The 18,054-nt window shown below is 67.8% G+C and carries 13 protein-coding genes and 1 tRNA gene; 7 read left to right on the forward strand and 7 right to left on the reverse strand.

Annotation, left to right across the window (positions count from 1 at the left end; translation table 11 throughout):
- Positions 1-84: 84 nt before the first annotated feature.
- Genes NYP18_RS04710 through NYP18_RS04725 form a run of 4 tightly spaced genes read left to right on the forward strand, consistent with a single transcriptional unit; the run spans position 85 to position 7,807 of the window.
- Positions 85-3,183, forward strand: a complete 3,099-nt coding sequence (locus tag NYP18_RS04710; RefSeq protein WP_259427022.1) for a DEAD/DEAH box helicase — start codon at positions 85-87, stop codon at positions 3,181-3,183.
- Complete coding sequence (locus NYP18_RS04715) at positions 3,184-4,011, forward strand: SWIM zinc finger family protein (protein ID WP_259427023.1); 828 nt, start codon at positions 3,184-3,186, stop codon at positions 4,009-4,011.
- The gene (locus NYP18_RS04720; RefSeq protein WP_259427024.1) at positions 4,008-5,150 is read left to right on the forward strand and encodes a metallophosphoesterase family protein; all 1,143 of its coding nucleotides are present in this window, start codon (positions 4,008-4,010) and stop codon (positions 5,148-5,150) included. The genes NYP18_RS04715 and NYP18_RS04720 overlap by 4 nt, the downstream gene beginning before the upstream one ends.
- Positions 5,151-5,155: 5 nt before the next feature.
- Positions 5,156-7,807 carry an ATP-binding protein gene (locus NYP18_RS04725; RefSeq protein ID WP_259427025.1) on the forward strand — a complete coding sequence of 884 codons (2,652 nt, stop codon included), beginning with the start codon at positions 5,156-5,158 and terminating at the stop codon, positions 7,805-7,807.
- Positions 7,808-7,896: 89 nt separating this feature from the next.
- Here the strand turns inward: NYP18_RS04725 and NYP18_RS04730 are convergent, their stop codons facing one another.
- Positions 7,897-8,433: a YceI family protein gene (locus NYP18_RS04730; protein ID WP_259427026.1), complete on the reverse strand. Its 537-nt coding sequence runs from the start codon at positions 8,431-8,433 to the stop codon at positions 7,897-7,899.
- A 266-nt stretch (positions 8,434-8,699) separates the two neighbouring features.
- Between NYP18_RS04730 and NYP18_RS04735 the strand changes: the two genes are divergently transcribed.
- Together NYP18_RS04735 and NYP18_RS04740 are read left to right on the forward strand one after the other, a co-directional pair.
- Positions 8,700-9,224 (forward strand): MarR family winged helix-turn-helix transcriptional regulator, encoded by a 525-nt coding sequence (locus NYP18_RS04735; RefSeq protein WP_259427027.1) that lies wholly within the window; start codon positions 8,700-8,702, stop codon positions 9,222-9,224.
- A 105-nt stretch (positions 9,225-9,329) separates the two neighbouring features.
- Positions 9,330-9,536 (forward strand): PspC domain-containing protein, encoded by a 207-nt coding sequence (locus tag NYP18_RS04740; protein ID WP_259427028.1) that lies wholly within the window; start codon positions 9,330-9,332, stop codon positions 9,534-9,536.
- Between the two features lie 68 nt (positions 9,537-9,604).
- Here the strand turns inward: NYP18_RS04740 and catC are convergent, their stop codons facing one another.
- From catC to NYP18_RS04770, 6 genes are all read right to left on the reverse strand, one after another.
- Complete coding sequence (gene catC / locus NYP18_RS04745) at positions 9,605-9,895, reverse strand: muconolactone Delta-isomerase (protein ID WP_259427131.1); 291 nt, start codon at positions 9,893-9,895, stop codon at positions 9,605-9,607.
- A gap of 65 nt (positions 9,896-9,960) precedes the next feature.
- Complete coding sequence (locus tag NYP18_RS04750) at positions 9,961-10,110, reverse strand: hypothetical protein (protein ID WP_259427029.1); 150 nt, start codon at positions 10,108-10,110, stop codon at positions 9,961-9,963.
- Between the two features lie 66 nt (positions 10,111-10,176).
- Positions 10,177-12,981, reverse strand: coding sequence for an aconitate hydratase (locus NYP18_RS04755; protein WP_259427030.1), 2,805 nt, complete (start codon positions 12,979-12,981; stop codon positions 10,177-10,179).
- 289 nt (positions 12,982-13,270) lie between these two features.
- Positions 13,271-13,816 carry a DUF937 domain-containing protein gene (locus NYP18_RS04760; protein WP_259427031.1) on the reverse strand — a complete coding sequence of 182 codons (546 nt, stop codon included), beginning with the start codon at positions 13,814-13,816 and terminating at the stop codon, positions 13,271-13,273.
- Between the two features lie 704 nt (positions 13,817-14,520).
- Positions 14,521-14,593: transfer RNA gene (locus NYP18_RS04765), tRNA-Arg, on the reverse strand.
- A 76-nt stretch (positions 14,594-14,669) separates the two neighbouring features.
- Entirely contained in the window at positions 14,670-16,250 is a 1,581-nt protein-coding gene (locus tag NYP18_RS04770) for an alpha/beta hydrolase (protein ID WP_259427032.1), read from the reverse strand.
- Between the two features lie 154 nt (positions 16,251-16,404).
- Between NYP18_RS04770 and argS the strand changes: the two genes are divergently transcribed.
- On the forward strand, positions 16,405-18,051 hold the full coding sequence (argS, locus tag NYP18_RS04775) for an arginine--tRNA ligase (RefSeq protein WP_259427033.1): 1,647 nt from the start codon (positions 16,405-16,407) through the stop codon (positions 18,049-18,051).
- The last annotated feature ends 3 nt before the right edge of the window (positions 18,052-18,054 follow it).

Raw genomic sequence — 18,054 nt, forward strand, 5'->3', positions numbered from 1 at the left:
ACGGCCTTTTCTGTGGGGCAACCTGCAGCGGACCGGTACCTAACAAAAGGGTAACGATCATCAGCTGATGGTAGAACTGTCCTTATGCCTTCGTTCCTCCTGCACGGTCTCTGGATGCCTTCCGGGCTGCATCTGTGGGTCGAGCAGACCGCGGGACACCGGGTGGTGCTCCCGTCATCGGCACCCGAGGAGGCCTTCCCGCCCGCGGCCCGTTCGCTTCTCGACGACCGTTCCTTCCGCCACCGCCTCGAGACCGAGCTGCGCACCCCGCGCGGCCGCTCCGTGAAGCTGCGCATCCCCACCGCGGCCTACGCCCCCGAGCACGCCGTCGACGTGCTCAAACAGCTGTCCTTCCTGCTGCGCCCCGATGCCGCGGCGACGAAGGGGCAGATCGCGGCCATCGCCCCGGACCTGGTCTGGCTCATCCACCTCAACGCCGGCCTGACCCGATTCGTGCGCGCCGGCCGGGTGGTGCCCAAGCTCGTCTTCGAGGACAACCAGTGGTGGCCGCACTGGCAGCTGGCCTCCGGGTTGGGGGAGCGGGGCTGGCTCGCGGAGATGATCGCCGCGGCACCGGGCATCCTCACCGCGAATAACCGGGCGCTGGAGGAGATCGCCGACCACCTCGTGCACTGGATCGCCTCGGACATCCTCACCGACCTGGGGGAGTCCACCCGCCCCTACCCCTGGCACGATTTCGCCGGTTCCCTGCTCAACTCCACCCCGCTGCGCCGCGGCGGGCCGGGCCTGCTGCGGGCGATGAACGACTGGAAGGACTCCATCACCGCCGTCGACCTGCAGATGGTCCTCATCGTGGAGGAACCCCCGCGCGATGACCCCGCCTCCGAGGTCCGCGGTGATCCCGACGACGCGAGCTGGCCGGTCCGCGTCCAGGTCCGCTCGGGCACGGATGCGCCCGTGCCCATCCGGGCAGAGGAACTGGACCGCTCGAGCGTGGAGAAGCTGCGGCTCGCGCAGCGCCGCGCCATCGCCGTCACGGAGCTGCTCGACCCGGACCAGCGCACCCGTTCCGCGCCGCGGCAGGAGGAACGCAACGGCGACTGGGATGTCCACCTGTCCACCGGCGAGATCGTCGACTTCATCACCACGGCCGTGCCGCAGCTGCAGGCCAAGGGCTTCACCGTCATGCTGCCCAAGGCCTGGTCCGCTTTCGAGACGAAGGCCCGCCTGGAGACCTCCGAGGTCACCGACCCGGCGGTCGGAGCCACCCAGTCGCATTTCGGGCTGGACCGCCTCATCGAGTACAACTGGCGCCTGTCCGTGGGTGATGTCGAGCTCACCGACGAGGAGATGGATGAACTCGTCCGCTCCAAATCCGGCCTGATCCGGTTGCGCGGCGAGTGGGTCCTGGCGGACACCTCCGCGCTGGGCAGGATCAGCTCCTACATGGACGAGCTGGCGGAGACGTCGCGGAAGCGGCGCCGCAGAGAACTCGAACAGGCCGCCGCCCTGGCTGAACGGGCGCGCGCCCTGGAACAGCCCGGCTGGGAGGAGCTCGTCGCCGACGTCGAACGCCGGCGCTCGGAGTTCAACCGCGACCATGCCGATCCTGCCGGTGGCGGCGAGGTGACCCTGGCGGAGCTGCGCCAGCTCGCCCTGGAGTCGATGACGCAGGAGCCGGTGGAGTTCACCGGCTCGACCTGGCATACGGCGCTGCTCGGTGGGCCGGAGTCACTCATCAACGAGGCCCCGCACCGCGTGGAGATCCCCGACACGGTCCATGCGGAGCTGCGCCTGTACCAGCGCCGCGGCGTGGACTGGCTGTACTGGATGTCGCGCAACAACCTCGGTGCGGTCCTGGCCGATGACATGGGGCTGGGCAAGACGCTGCAGCTGCTGGCGCTGCTGGCCGTCGAACACGAACGTGGGGAGGCCGGAGGCCCCACCCTGGTGGTCGCGCCGACCTCGGTGGTGGGCAACTGGGCGAGGGAGGCCGCGAAATTCGTGCCCTCCCTGCGGGTGCTCGTCCACCACGGCTCCGACCGGTTCCACGACGCGGAACTGATCCAGCGGGTCGCGGAATCGGACCTGGTGATCACCAGCTACGGCGTCGTCGGCCGCGACTTCGACGAGCTGGGCCAGCTCGGCTGGGAGCGGGTGGTGCTGGATGAGGCGCAGGCCATCAAGAACTCCACGACCCGGGCCTCGAAGGCGGTGCGTTCCCTGCCCAGCCGCCACCGCATCGCCCTGACCGGCACCCCCGTGGAGAACCGCCTCTCGGAGATGCGCTCCATCCTCGACTTCTGCAACCCCGGCGTCCTCGGTTCGACGAGCTTCTTCCGCAACCACTTCGCCAAGGCCATCGAACGCGAACACGACGAGGTGATGACCGAGCGGCTGCGCCTGCTCACCGCCCCGTTCATCCTGCGCCGGCTGAAGACGGACCCCACCATCATCGACGACCTGCCGGAGAAGAGCGAGGAGATCATCACCGTCGAGATGTCCGCCGAACAGGCCGCCCTCTACAAGGCCCTGGTCGAGGACGTGCAGAAACGCCTCGCGGAACGCGAGGGCATCGCCCGGCGCGGCCTGGTGCTGGCCACCATCACGCGCATCAAGCAGATCTGCAACCACCCCGCCCAGTACCTCGGCGACGGCTCCCCGGTGACCATCCGGGGCCGGCACCGTTCCGGCAAGGTGGAGGAGCTCATGCGCCTGCTGGATGAGGCCATCGAGACCGACCAGCGCGTGCTCATCTTCACCCAGTACAAGGCCTTCGGAGACATCCTCGTGCCCTACCTGTCGGAGCGTCTCGGCGAGAAGGTGCCCTTCCTCCACGGCGGGGTGACCAAGACGGGCCGGGACCAGATGGTCGCTGACTTCCAGTCCGCTGAGGGCCCACGCGCGATGATCCTCTCCCTCAAGGCCGGCGGCACAGGGCTGAACCTCACCGCCGCGAGCATGGTCGTGCACATGGACCGCTGGTGGAACCCGGCTGTGGAGAACCAGGCCACCGACCGGGCCTTCCGCATCGGGCAGCAGAAGGACGTGGCGGTGTACAAGATGATCACCGCCGGTACGCTGGAGGAATCCATCCAGGACATCCTCGACGGCAAGACAGAGCTCGCCGGTGCGGTCATCGGCGAGGGCGAGGGCTGGATCACCGAGCTGGGCCCGGAGGAGCTGGCCCAGCTCATGAGCTACCGCGGGAGGGAGAACTAGATGCCGCAGCGCCCCAGCGACGACAACGTCATCTACGCCAACTTCGGCGCCCGCACCCGCGTCAGCGGCCCCGGCGAGGTCAGCTCCCCGCCGAAGCGCCGCCGCGCCACGCTCTCACCTGCGGCCCAGCTGCTTGCCGACGTCGCCACCTCCCGCACCGACTCCGGCCGGCTCAGCCGTGGCCGCCGGTACGCCGACGCCGGGCACGTCATCTCCCTGGACATCCGCGCCGGGCGGGCGCACGCCCGGGTCGCCGGTTCCCAGAACGAGCCCTTCGCCGTCACCGTCCAGCTGCCTTACCGTTCGACGGATGATCTCGCCGTGGTCGCCGCGGAACTGGCGCGCACCCCCGACGGCATGCGCCACGCACGGCAGGGTGAGGTGTCGCAGCACCTGCTGGAGGTGCTGCTCACCGACGACATCAACGACATCCGCCTGTCCTGCGACTGCCCCGACCCCGCCCCGGTGTGCAAACATGAGGTCGCTGTGCTGGAGAAGCTCGCCGCGAAGATTGACGCCGATCCGCTGGCCCTGTTCACCTTCCGTGGTCTGGACCTGACCTCCCTGGAGGAGGCGGTGATGTCACAGGCCAGGGACGCCTCCCGCGAGGCGGAGAACGACCCGGAGCTGTTCTGGACCGGCCGCCAGCTGCCCGGGCTGCCCGAACCGCGGGTGGCGCCGGCGCTGGATGATTCCGACCTGGATCTGCTGCACAAGGCGATGCGTTCGATCTCCTACACCAACGTCGACCAGCTGCGCGCGGTCTCCGACATCGAGGATCTCTACGACGCCCTGTGCCGGGAGGCCGTGATAGACAGAGAGTCATGACCGCGACAACCTTCATCCACACCTCTGACCTGCAGCTGGGCATGACCCGCTGGTTCCTGGCAGGGGAGGCGCAGGCGCGTTTCGACGCCGCCCGCCTGGCCACCCTCCGCCGCCTGGGGGAGGTCGCGCTCGAACACGGGGCGGAGTTCATCGTCATCGCCGGTGACGTCTTCGACTCGAACTCGCTCTCGGCGCAGACCACGGGCCGGGCACTGGAGGAACTGCGGCGGTTACCCGTCCCGGTGTATCTCCTGCCCGGCAACCATGACCCCCTGGTGGCGGACTCGGTCTTCCGGCGTCTCGACCTGCCCGGTGTCCATGTCCTCGCCGACTCCCAGGTGGTGGCGGTGACCGAAGGCGTGGAGCTGCTCGGCGCACCCCTGCTGGCACGCAAGGCCACCACCGACCTGGTCCGGCAGGCCCTCGACGGCCTGGAACCGACGGAGAAGATCCGCATCATGGTCGCCCACGGCCAGGCCGAGGCCCGCAGCAACGAACACACCCCCGACCTCATCGACCTGGCGCATGCCGAGTCCCGCCTGGCGGAGGGCACCATCGACTACCTCGCGCTCGGCGACACCCACTCCGCCCAGCCGGTGGGTACCTCCGGGCGGGTGTGGTTCTCCGGCGCCCCCGAGACCACCGACTTCCGCGACCACGCCACCGCCGGGGGTGGGGAGACCAACTCCGGCAAGGCCCTGGTGGTGAAAGTGGAGAAGACCACCGCCACCGACACCGCCGTGCAGGTGGCGGAGGTCACCACCGGCCAGTGGACCTTCGAGGCCCTCGACCGGGAACTGGGCGGGGAGGAGGACGTGGCGGAATTCCTCGCCGCCCTCGACGCCTACCCGGACAAGGAACGCACCGTGATCAAATACGGCCTGCGCGGAACACTGGACATGTCCGCCACCCGGCTGCTCGAGGAGGGCATCGCGCAGCGCGAACCCGTCTTCGCCTCCCTCCGGGAACGGGCCCGCCTGACCGACCTGCACCTGGAACCGGGCCCGGAGGAACTCGACTCCCTGGGGCTCACCGGTTTCGCCGCCACCGCGCTGGGCGAGCTGGTCGAATCCGCCGGGACGGACCCCACCGCCCGCGACGCCGTCAACCTCTTCTTCCGCCTGGCCAAGGAGAACTAGCCCCCATGCGTATCCACTCCCTGAGCATCCGCAACGTCCGCGGCATCGAACAGCTGGACCTGTCCGGCCTTCCCGAGACCGGCGTCATCGTCATCCACGGCGACAACGAACAGGGCAAGTCCACCACCGTGGAGGCCCTGCGCACCGTGCTGATGGAGAAGCACGGAACCACAAGGAAGGAGGTCAAGGCCCTCCAACCGGTGGGCCGGGACGAATCCCCCACCGTCACCCTGCACGCCACGATCGGCCCGCACACCTTCACCATCACCAAGAACTGGCTGCGCCGTGCCAAGTCGGAGCTGAACATCAGCACGCCCCGACGGGAGAACCACACCGGCCGGGAGGCGGATGAACGCCTCGAGGAGATCATCCGTGAGCACCTGGACGAAAATCTGCTGCAGGTACTGTTCATGAGTCAGGAGGACCTCGGCGAGACCATCAGCGCCGTGGGCATCCCCTCCCTGACGAAGGCACTCGACGGCTACGGCGACGACGGTGGGGAAGCCGATGCCGGGACCGAGGACACCGCCCTGCTCGCCGCCGTGGAGAAGGAGTACACCCGCTACTGGTCGGCTAAACGCGGCGACGCTGCCAACGACCTCAAGAATGCCCACCGGGCCTGCGAGGACGCCCGGACCGAGCACACGGCCGCCCAGGCCGGGCACCGCGAACTGCAGGGCTTCGTCGACCGCCACGACCGGGTCTCCGAACGGCGTGACCGCGACGCCGCAGCCCTGCCCGGGGCTGAGGCCGAGGAGACGGAGCTCGCGCAGAAGTCGGAAGTGGCCAGGCAGGCCCACGAGAAGGCGACCCACCTGCGCCGGGAACTCCAGCTGGCCACCGAGGCCCACCAGCGCGCCGGGGAGGCCGTGGCCCAGCGCGGCCGCCTGCGCCTGGCCGTGACGCAGGCCGAGGAGGAGCTCGAACTTCGCAGCCGCGGGCTGGAGGAGGCACAGCACGCCGCGGAACAGGAGCACACCCAGCTGCAGCAGCTGGGGGAACAGCTCGCCGCCGCGAAGCTCGATCTGGAGAAGACCGCCGGGCAGTTGCGGGAAGCACGCCGCCACCAGCGCCTGGTGACGGCCGCCGCGCGCCGGGCCGAGCTGTCCGCACAGCTCAGCCAGGTCGGCGAACTCAACGAGCGGGTCCGTGCGCTGCGGGAACAGGCCGGAGGCCGGCAGCTCACCGACGCTGATGTCACCGCCGTGGAGGAGGCCACCACGGAGGTGACCCTGCAGCGCCGCCTGCGCGAGCAGACCGCCGCGAAGCTTGAGCTGGGCGCCCCGGCCGGCACCCAGATCACCGTGGACGGGGAGTCCCGCACGTTTGACAGCGCCCCCCTCCACGTCGAACTCGCCCAGGGCACAGAGCTGACCCTCGGGGAGATCACCGCCCGCTACCTGCCCGGCCGCGACGAGACCTCCGGCACCGATCCGGTCGCCGCGGCCGGGGCCCGGCTCGCCGACCTGCTGGCGGAGCTGGGGCTGCCGGACCTGCCGGCCGTGCGGGCTGCCCGTGAGCAGGCCCGCACCGCCGCCGAGGAACTGGCCCAGCTGCTGCGGGAGCGCACCGGCCTGCTCGGCGGGGCGGATGAGGAGACACTCGCGGCTGAGCTGGCGCGCCTCGACCAGGAACTGGCCGAGGTGGAGCTGCCGGAAATCGACGCCGCCGCGGCCGCCCGCGCGGTCGAGGATGCGGAACAGGCCGAGGAGGAGGCGCGGAAACTCATCGACGTCCTGGGCGCCGACCTCGCCCCCTGGCAGGAACGCAAGGCCCAGACCACCCTGACCACCCTGAGTGTGCGGATCGAGGCCGCCGAGGCGAACCTCGCCGCCGCGCAGCAGAGTCTGGCAGAGGCGGTCGACCGCGCCGGGGACGAGATCCTGGAGACCGCTCTGCTCGAGTGCGGGAAGGTCCGGGAGGGGGCGGAGGCGCGTTCCCGGGATGCGGAGGCCGAGGTCGCCGCCGTGGATCCGGAGCTGGCCGAGAGTCTCCACCTGGGGGCGCAGGAACGGGTGGAGTCGCTGGAGGCGTCGATAAGCGAGGCCGAGCTGACCCTCCGCGAGCTGCAGGGGCGGATCGAACAGGCCACCGGTGCCGCGGAACGCCTGGACAAGGCGGCCGCGGCACTGGCGGCGGCGCAGCACCAGTTCGGCTCGGTCAGCCGCCGGGCAGAAGCCGTGCGCCTGCTGCGCGGCACCCTCCACCGGCACCGGGACGCCGCGCGCGCCCGCTACGCCCGGCCCTTCGCCGAGCAGCTGACCAGCCTGGCGCGCACCGTTTTCGGCCCGCAGGTGGAGTTCTCGCTCTCTGAGGACCTCGAGGTCACCCAGCGCAGCATCGGCGCGGACACGGTGCCGGTGGACGGGCTGTCGGCAGGGGCGAAGGAGCAGCTGGCGATCCTCACCCGCTTCGCCATCGCAGGCCTGACCTCCCGGGAGAGCGTCGACGGCACGGTGCCCGTCCCCGTGATCATCGACGACGCCCTCGGCTCCACCGACCAGGGGCGCCTCGGTCTGATGGCCACGCTGTTCAGCCAGATGGGCCGGACCAGCCAGGTGATCGTCCTCACGTGTGAACCCCAGCGTTACAACCGGGTCGTCGGGCGCACCGAATACGCCATCGAGGACCTCAAATCGAGCGGGATGCTGCTCTAGGAGAGCCGCAGGACGCCAGAACCCCCGCACCTCGAGGAGAGTGGGTGCGGGGGTGGAACTGGGGGAGAGGCCTTCCGGCCTCCGGGGTCTTAGGCCTGCTTGATGCCGGAGCCGTCAATCTCGATGGTGATCTGCTCGGAGACCAGCACGCCACCGGAGCCCAGCGGGGCCTGGAAGTCGACGCCGAAGTCCTTGCGGTTGATCTTGGTGGTGGCCTCGAAGCCGATACGGGTGTTGCCGAACGGATCCTCCTCGACGCCGAAGACCTCGACGTCCAGGGTGACCGGCTTGGTGATGCCCTTGAGGGTCAGGTCGCCGGTGACGGTACCGGAGTTGCCGTGGACATCAAAGGAGGTGGACTCGAAGGTCATCTCCGGGAACTGCTCGACGGCGAAGAAGTCGTCGCCGCGGACGTGGCCGTCACGGTCGGCGTTGCCGGTGTTCACGGAGGCGGTCCTGATGGTGGCCTTGACCACGGAGTTCTGCTGGTTCGCGGTGTCGACGACCGCCGAGGCCTCGAAGTCCTCGAACTTGCCGCGCACCTTGGTGACCATGGCGTGGCGGGCGGTGAAACCGATCTCGGTGTGGGTGGTGTCCAGGACCCAGGTGCCGTTGTAGTCAGTCATTTCTTGATCTCCTTGAGTTGGTGTGTGCTGTCGCTAAAATTCTCGACCGCTCCCCGGACTGCCCGGTGGGCCTGCCGTGGTGCGGTGTGATGACCACTCTAACAAATGTTGATGACTTGTCAACATGTGGTGTATGATTAGTTTCAACGAATAAGAAAAAAGCAGGTCATGGACCCTAACCACAGGAGTGGACACAGATGAGTGCAAGTACCGATCCGGCACCCGCGATTATTGATGCAACCTATGACGGGGTTATAGTCGATGACATGGCAACCGAGGCTCGTTGGCTCAACGATGAAGAACAGGCGGTGTGGCGGCTCATCCTCGCCGGCATGCGCAAGATCGACCGGGTGTTGGATGAGACCCTGCTGAGCTGCAGCGACCTCTCCAGCTCCGAGTTCTCCGTGCTGGTGTCCCTCTCCGAGGCGGAGGACCAGGCGCTGCGCCTGCGTGACCTCTGCGCCGGACTGGACTGGGACCGTTCGCGCACCTCCCACCAGATCACCCGCATGGAACGCCGCGGACTGGTGACCAAACGCAAGAGCGAGGGCGACGCCCGCGGCGTCATCGTCTCACTCACCGACGACGGCATGCGCCGGCTGCGCGCCGCCGCCCCCGAGCACGTGGAGAGCGTCCGCCGGGTCGTCTTCGACCACATGACGCCGGAGCAGCTGACCCACGTCAGGGCCTTCATGGAAGGTGTCGTCGCGGTGAGCAACGTGCCGGGCCACCCGGACTTCTGCGGCTCCCTCACGGAACCCGCCGACGCAGACACCGACTCCGACTGCTGAACCGGCTGGAGAGTCAGGGTTTCCTCAGGGCCTTTCCCCATGTTCTTCACCCCGCCGGGCTGACACAATGGGAGTTGACAGAGAAACAGACCTGAGGAGCCTGACATGAACGACTTCAACACCCCGATGCACCAGCGACGCCTCCACCGTTCCAGCACCGAGCGCTTCGTCGGCGGTGTCCTCGGCGGCATCGCCGAAACCTACGGCTGGAACCCCACCCTGGTCCGCCTGATCTTCGTGGCCTCCTTCCTCCTGCCCGGCCCCCAGATCCTGGCGTACATCATCGCCTGGTTCATCATGCCGCAGGGCTGAAAACATCGCCCGTCCCCCACGTGAGAACGTGGGGGACGGGCGGTGTTCCGCTTGCTAAGCGTAGAGACCTAGAAGAAGTCCTCTCGGGTGGCGTTCGGGTGCTGCGCCAGCGGGGTGACCTTGATGTCCATGTACTTGTACATCGGGAAACCGGAGAGCACCTCATGCAGGTGATCGTTGTCGCGCACATCGTAGATGGAGTAGTTGGCGTACTCGCCGACCACGCGCCAGATACCCTTCATCACGCCCTCCTTCTGGAGGTTGCCGGAGTACTCCTTCTCCCGGACCTGGAAATCGGCGACCTGCTCAGGGGTGAGGGAATCGGGGAACGTGACATCCATGCGTGCCAGAAACAGCATTGCGCGGCCTTTCATGATCGTGGGTACAGACGATTCCTCACCCTACCTGCGCCCACGGCACCCTGCTACAACACCCCGATGACGAAGATGAGCAGGAGCGCCACCGCCAGGATCAGTCCGCCCGTCGCCCACCACCGGTTTTTCGGGGCGGGCGCGGCAGCACGGATACTGGGAGGCTCGTCGGTCGTCTCAGGATTCGCAAGAGGCTCAGTCATGCCCCACAGGCTAGCCCATGCCCTGCGGGTGCCGAAACCTCCCGCCGGGCATGGGCTGCTGGTGCGTCAGAGGAGCTGACGCAGCACATACGGCAGGATGCCGCCGTGCTGGTAGTAGGCCTCCTCCGCCGGGGTGTCCACACGCACGACCGCCTCGAACTCGATGGTGCGGCCGTCATCGGCCTCACCCCGTACGGTGACTGTCTCCGGGAAGTCCTCCCGGCCCTCCAGGCCCGTGATGGAGAAGACCTCCTCACCGGTGATACCCAGACTCTCCGCGGACTCACCCTCCGGGAACTGCAGCGGCAGCACACCCATACCCACCAGGTTGGAGCGGTGGATGCGCTCAAAGGACTGCGCGATCACCGCACGCACACCCAGCAGCGTGGTGCCCTTGGCCGCCCAGTCACGGGAGGAACCGGAACCGTATTCGGTGCCCGCGATGACCACCAGCGGAACCCTCTCCTCCGCGTACTGCATCGCCGCCTCATAGATCGAGGTCTGCTCCCCGTCCGGGAAGTGGCGGGTCACGCCGCCCTCCGTGCCCGGGGCCAGCAGATTGCGCAGACGCACGTTGGCGAAGGTGCCGCGCACCATCACGTGGTGGTTGCCGCGGCGCGAACCGTAGGAGTTGAAGTCCTTCGGTGCCACGCCCTGCTCCTGCAGGTAACGGCCGGCCGGGGAGTTCGGGTTGATGTTGCCGGCCGGGGAGATGTGGTCGGTGGTGACGGAATCGCCCAGCAGCGCCAGCACGCGGGCACCCGTGACATCGGTGACCGGCTCCGGTTCCGCACCCATCCCGTCGAAATAGGGGGGCTTGCGGATGTAGGTGGACTCCCCGCTCCAGGCGTACTTGTCGCCCTCCGGTACGTCCATGCCGCGCCAGTTCTCGTCACCGGTGAAGACATCCGCGTAGCCCTCCTCGAACATCTCGGAGCGGACGTTCTCGCCGACCACCTCGCGGATCTCCTCGTCGGAGGGCCAGATGTCCCGCAGGTAGACGTCCTCGCCGTCGGCGTTCTTCGCCAGCGGCTCGGTGAGCAGGTCCGTGTGCAGGCTGCCGGCCAGCGCATAGGCGATGACCAGCGGCGGGGAGGCCAGGAAGTTCATCTTGACCTCCGGGTGGATCCGGCCCTCGAAGTTACGGTTGCCCGAGAGCACCGAGGCCACGTTGAGGTCGTTGCCGGTGGCCGCCTGACTGACCTCCGGGATCAGCGGCCCGGAGTTGCCGATACAGGTGGTGCAGCCGTAACCGATGTTGTTGAAGCCCAGGGCGTCGAGGTACTCCGTCAACCCCGCACGCTCCAGGTAGTCCGTGACCACGCGGGAACCCGGCGCCAGGGTCGTCTTCACCCAGGGGCGGGTCTGCAGGCCCTTCTCCACCGCCTTCTTGGCCAGCAGAGCCGCGCCCAGCATGACCGAGGGGTTGGAGGTGTTGGTGCACGAGGTGATCGCCGCGATGACCACGTCGCCGTGATCGATGATCGCCGGTGTCCCACCGATGGTCACATCCACCGGGTCACTGGGCCAACCCAGCTTCGCGTTGGCGGTCAGCTGCTCCCGGGTGAGCTTCCGCGGCGGCGGATCCTTCCGGGGGCCCGTCGTCAGGGAGACCGGGTCACTGGCCGGGAAGGAATCCGCGGAGGCGTCGTCCACGCCACCGTCGGCCGGCTCGTAGATGGATCGCTCGCCGGCGAGCAGACCCAGGACCGTCGCAGGGGCATCACCCAGCGGGATCCGGTCCTGGGGGCGCTTCGGCCCGGCGATGGAGGGCTCGACGGTGGCCAGGTCCAGCTCCACGACCTGCGTGTACTGGGCCGGGTTCTCCGGATCGTGCCACAGGCCCTGCTGCTTCGCGTAGGCCTCGACCAGCTTGATCTGTTGCTCCGCGCGGCCGGTCAGGCGCATGTAGTCCAGGGTCTCGTCGTCGATGGGGAAGATCGCGACCGTCGCACCGTACTCCGGGCTCATGTTACCCAGGGTGGCGCGGTTGGCCAGTGGGACACTGGCGACGCCGGGGCCGAAGAACTCGACGAATTTGCCCACCACCCGGGTCTCACGCAGCAGCTCGACCACGGTGAGCACGAGGTCGGTGGCGGTGGTGCCGGTGGGTAGTTCACCGGTCAGCTTCAGTCCCACGACCTCGGGGATGAGCAGGCTGGCGGGCTGGCCGAGCATGGCGGCCTCCGCCTCGATGCCACCCACGCCCCAGCCGAGCACACCGAGGCCGTTGACCATGGGGGTGTGCGAGTCGGTGCCGACGAGGGTGTCCGGGTAGGCCTGGGTCACGCCGTCGCGCTCCCGGGTGAACACCACCCGCGAGAGGTACTCGAGGTTGACCTGGTGGCAGATGCCGGTGTCCGGCGGGACCACCACGAAATCACTGAAGGACTCCTGCGCCCAGCGCAGCAGCTGGTAGCGCTCCTCGTTGCGCTCGAACTCCAGTTGCGCGTTGATGCCCAGGGCCTCCGGGGTACCGAAGGCGTCGGCGATCAGCGAGTGGTCGATGACCAGCTCACCGGGGATCAGCGGGTTGATCTTCTTCGGGTCGCCGCCCAGGTCGGTCATCGCGTCGCGCATGGCCACCAGGTCGACCACACAGGGCACGCCGGTGAAGTCCTGCATGAGGACGCGGGCGGGGGAGTACTGGATCTCCCGTTCGGAGGTGTCCTCCGGAGTCCAGTTGACCAGGGCGTCGATCTGCTCCCGGGTGACCAGGCGGCCGTCCTCGTTGCGCAGCAGGTTCTCCAGGAGAATCTTGAGGCTGTAGGGCAGGCGGGATGTGGTCTCCACCTTGTCCAGGCGGAAGATCTCGTAATCGGTGTCACCCACTCTCAGCTGATCGCGGGTGTTGAAACTGTTCGTGCTCATAACGGGCCATACCTCTCATGTGATGAGTGGCTGCCCCTTCATCAGAGCGCCGCACCGTGATGGGACAGGGTGTGGCGGAGGGGGTGCTCAACCACTCGGGAAACGGTCGGGGATGGGGCGGGGGAAGGTACTCAGGGGCGAGCTTCTCCGGGGATTCCGGCCATGGGCACCTCCAGGTTGCTCGTCAATTTCTCATGGGGAGCGGCGCCCGTGCTCTGCGGACGCCCTCATTTCCCAACGTACGTGACCTGGAACACTTCCGCCATGAGTTGCGGCTGGTTCTCCCTGCTTATCGACGTCCCCCGCCCAGCAGCCCGCCCAGCAGGTCACCGAAGATGCCACCGCCCGGGGCAGCCTGGCCTCCGCCGCCGCCGAGCACCTGGCCGAGAATCTGCTCGAGCATCCCGCCCTGCGAGGAGGCCGCCTCCGTGGTGCCGCGCTGCTGCAGCCGACCAGCCAGCCAGGACATGACGATCGGTGCGAGCAGTGGCAGCAGCTTCTTCACCAGGTCGTTGCCGCCGGCCACACCGCCGAGCTGGCTGACCACCTGGTCCTCCTGAGAGCCGAAGATGTGGTGGGCGATCTTGGCGCCGTCGTCGGTGTCGATGGCCTCGACATCCACCTCGCCCTCCGCGAGGGAGGGGTCATGCTTGCCCAGGGCGGTGGCCAGTGAATCCCGGCCCTCCGGGGCCTGGGCATTGGCGCCCATCCCCATCAACAGGGCGGGCAGGACGTTCTCGGCAGCCTGGCGGATATTCGCCGGATCCTCCCCGAGCTGGTTGGCGATGCGGTCGACGGGCAGCTTGGACAGAAGGTCATCGATGTTGGGTGACATGGTTCACATCGTAGTCGTGTTCATCCAGCCTGGGCGGGGTTCGGGCCCGGATTGCTGCTGCAGCCTGCGTGAGCGTGGGGAGCTGGTCGGGTGCCGGCGACATTCCATGATCTTCTGTCGCCTGCCTACATCTACGGGGAGGCATCCGGTGCTGCTGACTACCTGCTCACCCATGGACTGCGGGATCGTACGGACCACTCATGAGCGTGGATTGGGTTCATCGTCTGCGCCCCAGCTTGTCCCCACCTGAGCTGCACTGGGGCGCCGCGACCGTGACTTCCCGCATGCTCCATCTGCCGCTGCCTGGGGGCTGGCAGCTATTTTTCTGACCAACTCTGCAGAAAATCGCTTGTGGGTTCAGGGGTGGGGCGTGACCTCAGTGAGGCGGGGCCCGGTAGGGTGCAAAAATTCAGATCCCGGGCTCCGTCTTCGCGACGGTGACCCGGGATCTGCGGCTTCAGTCGAACCTGCACTGTTCCTACTGTCTCTTCCGGCACTCTCGTGACATCCGATCGAGTAGCTTCTGTGTTTTCTTTTGTTCGGTGAAGCACTACCTGAAGTGTAACCCAGCTCACTTCTGTTGGCAATGGCCCCGCAAAGAATTTTTCGACCGCAGGGGCCCCGGGCTGGTTGGGCCCGGCTTGGAGATGAAAAATGACACCGGTCCGACCCCGGAGAGAGGGGTGGAACGGTGTCTTCTGTTGTGTCCCCGACACGATTCGAACGTGCGACCTTTGGTACCGGAAACCAATGCTCTATCCACTGAGCTACGGAGACAGCGCGGCCATCCCATGCGGGATGGCAACGATGAAAGTGTAGCACCTGCCCGGTGCCGGGACCCAAATCACCCCACTCAGCCGTTCAGGCCCGGCACGTCGGTGGTCTCCACCCTCCCGGTGCGCAGGTAGTCGACGACAACCTCGTCGACGGCCTCGTTGCCCCAGGCGACGTGCCCGTGGCCGTTGCCGTGAACGGTGAGGACCTGGGCATTCATTGCCTCGGACAGGGGGCCGTGAAGGGAATGGGGGGTCTGCGGGTCGCCGGTGCCCTGGACGACGAGGGGGCGGGTGGCCAACGGGGAGCCGTCGATGGGCGGCAGGTCCGTCACGGGATCGGCACCGGAGCAGACCGCCCCGGAGGCGAAACGCGCGTTGGGGTAGGTGAAGATGTCACCGGTGACGTACTGGGCCCAGGCGTAGCGGGGGAGATGGCGCAGTGATCCCGGCTGGTGGTTTTCGTTGCAGATGAGCAGCAGCTGCATCTGCTCGCCGATCATCGAGTCACGTTCCTCCGCGAGTTCCTCCTCGGTCAGTTCCTCCTCCACCTCCTCGTAGGCGGTGTAGTAGTAGTCCTCGAGAGGTTCCTCGCCGTTGATCACCTGGGCGAGGAAGTCCCACTGCGCGACGTCGGGCAGTAGTTCGCGGGTGGTGTTGAGGGTGAGGGAATCGGACTGGTCACCACCGGTGAACACCTGGGAGGCCAGGCCCCGGAAGAAGGAGTTGAAGGAACTGGTGGCGTTCATGACACCGACCCCGAAGCCGCCGGTGAAGCCGAGTCCCGGCGGCAGGTCACCGGCGGTGGCGGCCGGGGCGGCGACCGTGGGGGTGGTGCCCGTCTCAGCGAAGACCTGCCGCGCCCATGCCCCGTGGACACCGCGCGGGGTGTCACCGAGGCCGTAGACGTCATTATTGGAAGCGACCCAGGCCATGAAGTCGTGGAGGGAGTCCTCGTAGCCTTCCTGCTGGGCGCCGAGGATGCCGTTCCAGGCCAACTCAGGGTTCATCACTGAGTCAAGAACGACCCGGTCGGTGTGCTCCGGATAGCGGGTGGCGTAGCCGGAGGCGAGGAAGGTGCCGTAGGACACCCCCAGGAGGGAGATCTGCTCCTCCTCCAGAGCCTGCCGGACCAGCTCCCAGTCGTCGATGGTGTTGCTGGTGGTCAGGGACGTGGGGTAACCGGGCGAATGCTGTCCACACAGTTCGCGGAGAAATCCGCCGCGACGCACGTGCATGCCCAGCGAGCTGGGTTCCTCCTCCCCACAGTTGACGGGGGTGGAGCCGGTCAGACCACGGGGCTGGACCGCCACCCGGTCCCATTCGGCCATGATGGCCACGGGCCAGATGCCGCCGTCGTTGTTGAAGAAGGAGTAGGCCTCCGCGCCGGGGCCACCGGGGTTGCCGAAGAGCGTGCCGCGCCGGGCGGTGGGGTCGACCGCCGGGATGCGGACGAAACCGACGGAGATCTGGGCGCCATCGGGCTCGGCGTGGTTCATGGGGACACCGATACGCCCGCATTCAGCGTTGCTGTCGCTGACCAGATCGGGGCACTCCTCCCACGTGATCTGCGGGGTCGGGGCGGCGACCACTGCCGGGGCCGAGGAGAGGAGCGCCGCGGCACCCAGGGCGGCGGCGAGGGGGCGGATCAGGGCGCGCATGCGGGCATCAACTCTCCGGTGGCGGCGGACGGGGGAAAATCTGGCAGGGGAACATCCTAACCCGGGGTGCATGTCTGCGAACTGTGAAAAGCCGGACACCCGGCGGGTGAGCGGAATATGAGAGCCTCCTGTCAGTGCACTACACTTTCTGCCCATGACACCTGCTGATCTTGCGTCCCTCATCCGGGAGACCGCCACCGAAGTGCTGGCGTCCCGCGACCTCGATATTTCTGTCTTACCCGAGCAGGTCGTGGTCGAGCGCCCCCGCAACCCCGAGCACGGCGATTACGCCACCAACCTGGCCCTGCAGGTGGCCAAGAAGGTGGGCACCAACCCGCGTGAGCTGGCGACCTGGCTTGCCGAGGCCCTCGTGGCCGACGCAGCCGTCGACTCCGCCGAGATCGCCGGCCCGGGTTTCCTCAACATCCGGTTGGCCGCCGCCGCGCAGGGTGAGATCGTGGCGAAGATCCTCGAGGCGGGGGAGCGCTTCGGCCACGTGGACCGCTTCGCCGGCGAGAAGATCAACCTGGAGTTCGTCTCCGCCAACCCGACCGGCCCCATCCACCTCGGTGGCACCCGCTGGGCCGCCGTCGGCGATTCCCTGGGCCGGGTGCTCACCGCCGCCGGTGCGGAGGTCACCCGCGAGTACTACTTCAACGACCACGGTGGCCAGATCGACCGCTTCGCCCGCTCCCTGCTGGCCGCCGCCAAGGGTGAGCCCACCCCGGAGGACGGCTACGGCGGGGACTACATCGGCGAGATCGCTGCGGCGGTCGTCGAGAAGCAGCCGGATGCGCTGAGCACCGGGGACCCGCAGGAGACCTTCCGCGCCATCGGCGTGGAGATGATGTTCGGGCACATCCGGGAATCCCTCCACGAGTTCGGCACCGACTTCGACGTCTACTTCCACGAGAATTCCCTCTTCGAGTCCGGCGCGGTGGACAAGGCCGTGCAGACGCTCAAGGACAACGGCAACCTCTACGAATCCGAGGGCGCCTGGTGGCTGCGTTCCACCAACTTCGGTGACGACAAGGACCGCGTCGTGATCAAGTCCGACGGTGAGGCCGCCTACATCGCCGGTGACATCGCGTATGTCGCCGATAAATTCGACCGCGGCCACACCCTGTGCATCTACATGCTGGGTGCTGACCACCACGGTTACGTCGCCCGCCTCAAGGCCGCGGCCGCAGCGCTGGGCTACGACCCGGACCAGGTTGAGGTCATGATCGGCCAGATGGTCAACCTGCTGCGCGACGGACAGGCCGTGCGCATGTCCAAGCGCGCCGGCACCGTGATCACCCTCGACGACCTGGTGGAGGCGATCGGCATCGACGCCGCCCGCTACTCGCTCATCCGTTCCTCGGTCGACTCCTCCCTGGACATCGACCTGGCGCTGTGGGCCTCCCAGTCCTCCGACAACCCCGTCTACTATGTGCAGTACGGACACGCACGCCTGTGCTCCATCGCCCGCAAGGCCGCCGAAGTGGGCGTGACCTACGAGAACGCCGACTACTTCCTGCTCACACACGAGCGCGAGGGCGACCTCATCCGCACCCTGGGTGAGTTCCCGGCCGTCGTGCTGGCTGCCGCCGAACTGCGCGAACCGCACCGTATCGCCCGTTACGCCGAGGAACTGGCGGGTGTCTTCCACCGCTTCTACGACAACTGCCAGATCCTGCCCAAGGCCGACGAAGAGGCCGCCCCGATCCACCCCGCCCGCCTGGCACTCGCCGCGGCAACCCGCCAGACCCTGGCCAACGCGCTCGGCCTGGTCGGTGTCACGGCACCGGAGAGGATGTAGTTG

The organism is Corynebacterium lemuris (assembly GCF_024919295.1).
Taxonomy (GTDB): Bacteria; Actinomycetota; Actinomycetes; order Mycobacteriales; family Mycobacteriaceae; genus Corynebacterium; species Corynebacterium lemuris.

Bases quoted from the DNA above. Each gene is read 5' to 3' on its own strand.
- NYP18_RS04710 (WP_259427022.1), top strand. From the start codon at position 85: ATGCCTTCGTTCCTCCTGCACGGTCTCTGGATGCCTTCCGGGCTGCAT.
- NYP18_RS04715 (WP_259427023.1), top strand. From the start codon at position 3,184: ATGCCGCAGCGCCCCAGCGACGACAACGTCATCTACGCCAACTTCGGC.
- NYP18_RS04720 (WP_259427024.1), top strand. From the start codon at position 4,008: ATGACCGCGACAACCTTCATCCACACCTCTGACCTGCAGCTGGGCATG.
- NYP18_RS04725 (WP_259427025.1), top strand. From the start codon at position 5,156: ATGCGTATCCACTCCCTGAGCATCCGCAACGTCCGCGGCATCGAACAG.
- NYP18_RS04730 (WP_259427026.1), bottom strand. From the start codon at position 8,433: ATGACTGACTACAACGGCACCTGGGTCCTGGACACCACCCACACCGAG.
- NYP18_RS04735 (WP_259427027.1), top strand. From the start codon at position 8,700: ATGGCAACCGAGGCTCGTTGGCTCAACGATGAAGAACAGGCGGTGTGG.
- NYP18_RS04740 (WP_259427028.1), top strand. From the start codon at position 9,330: ATGAACGACTTCAACACCCCGATGCACCAGCGACGCCTCCACCGTTCC.
- catC (WP_259427131.1), bottom strand. From the start codon at position 9,895: ATGCTGTTTCTGGCACGCATGGATGTCACGTTCCCCGATTCCCTCACC.
- NYP18_RS04750 (WP_259427029.1), bottom strand. From the start codon at position 10,110: ATGACTGAGCCTCTTGCGAATCCTGAGACGACCGACGAGCCTCCCAGT.
- NYP18_RS04755 (WP_259427030.1), bottom strand. From the start codon at position 12,981: ATGAGCACGAACAGTTTCAACACCCGCGATCAGCTGAGAGTGGGTGAC.
- NYP18_RS04760 (WP_259427031.1), bottom strand. From the start codon at position 13,816: ATGTCACCCAACATCGATGACCTTCTGTCCAAGCTGCCCGTCGACCGC.
- NYP18_RS04770 (WP_259427032.1), bottom strand. From the start codon at position 16,250: ATGCGCGCCCTGATCCGCCCCCTCGCCGCCGCCCTGGGTGCCGCGGCG.
- argS (WP_259427033.1), top strand. From the start codon at position 16,405: ATGACACCTGCTGATCTTGCGTCCCTCATCCGGGAGACCGCCACCGAA.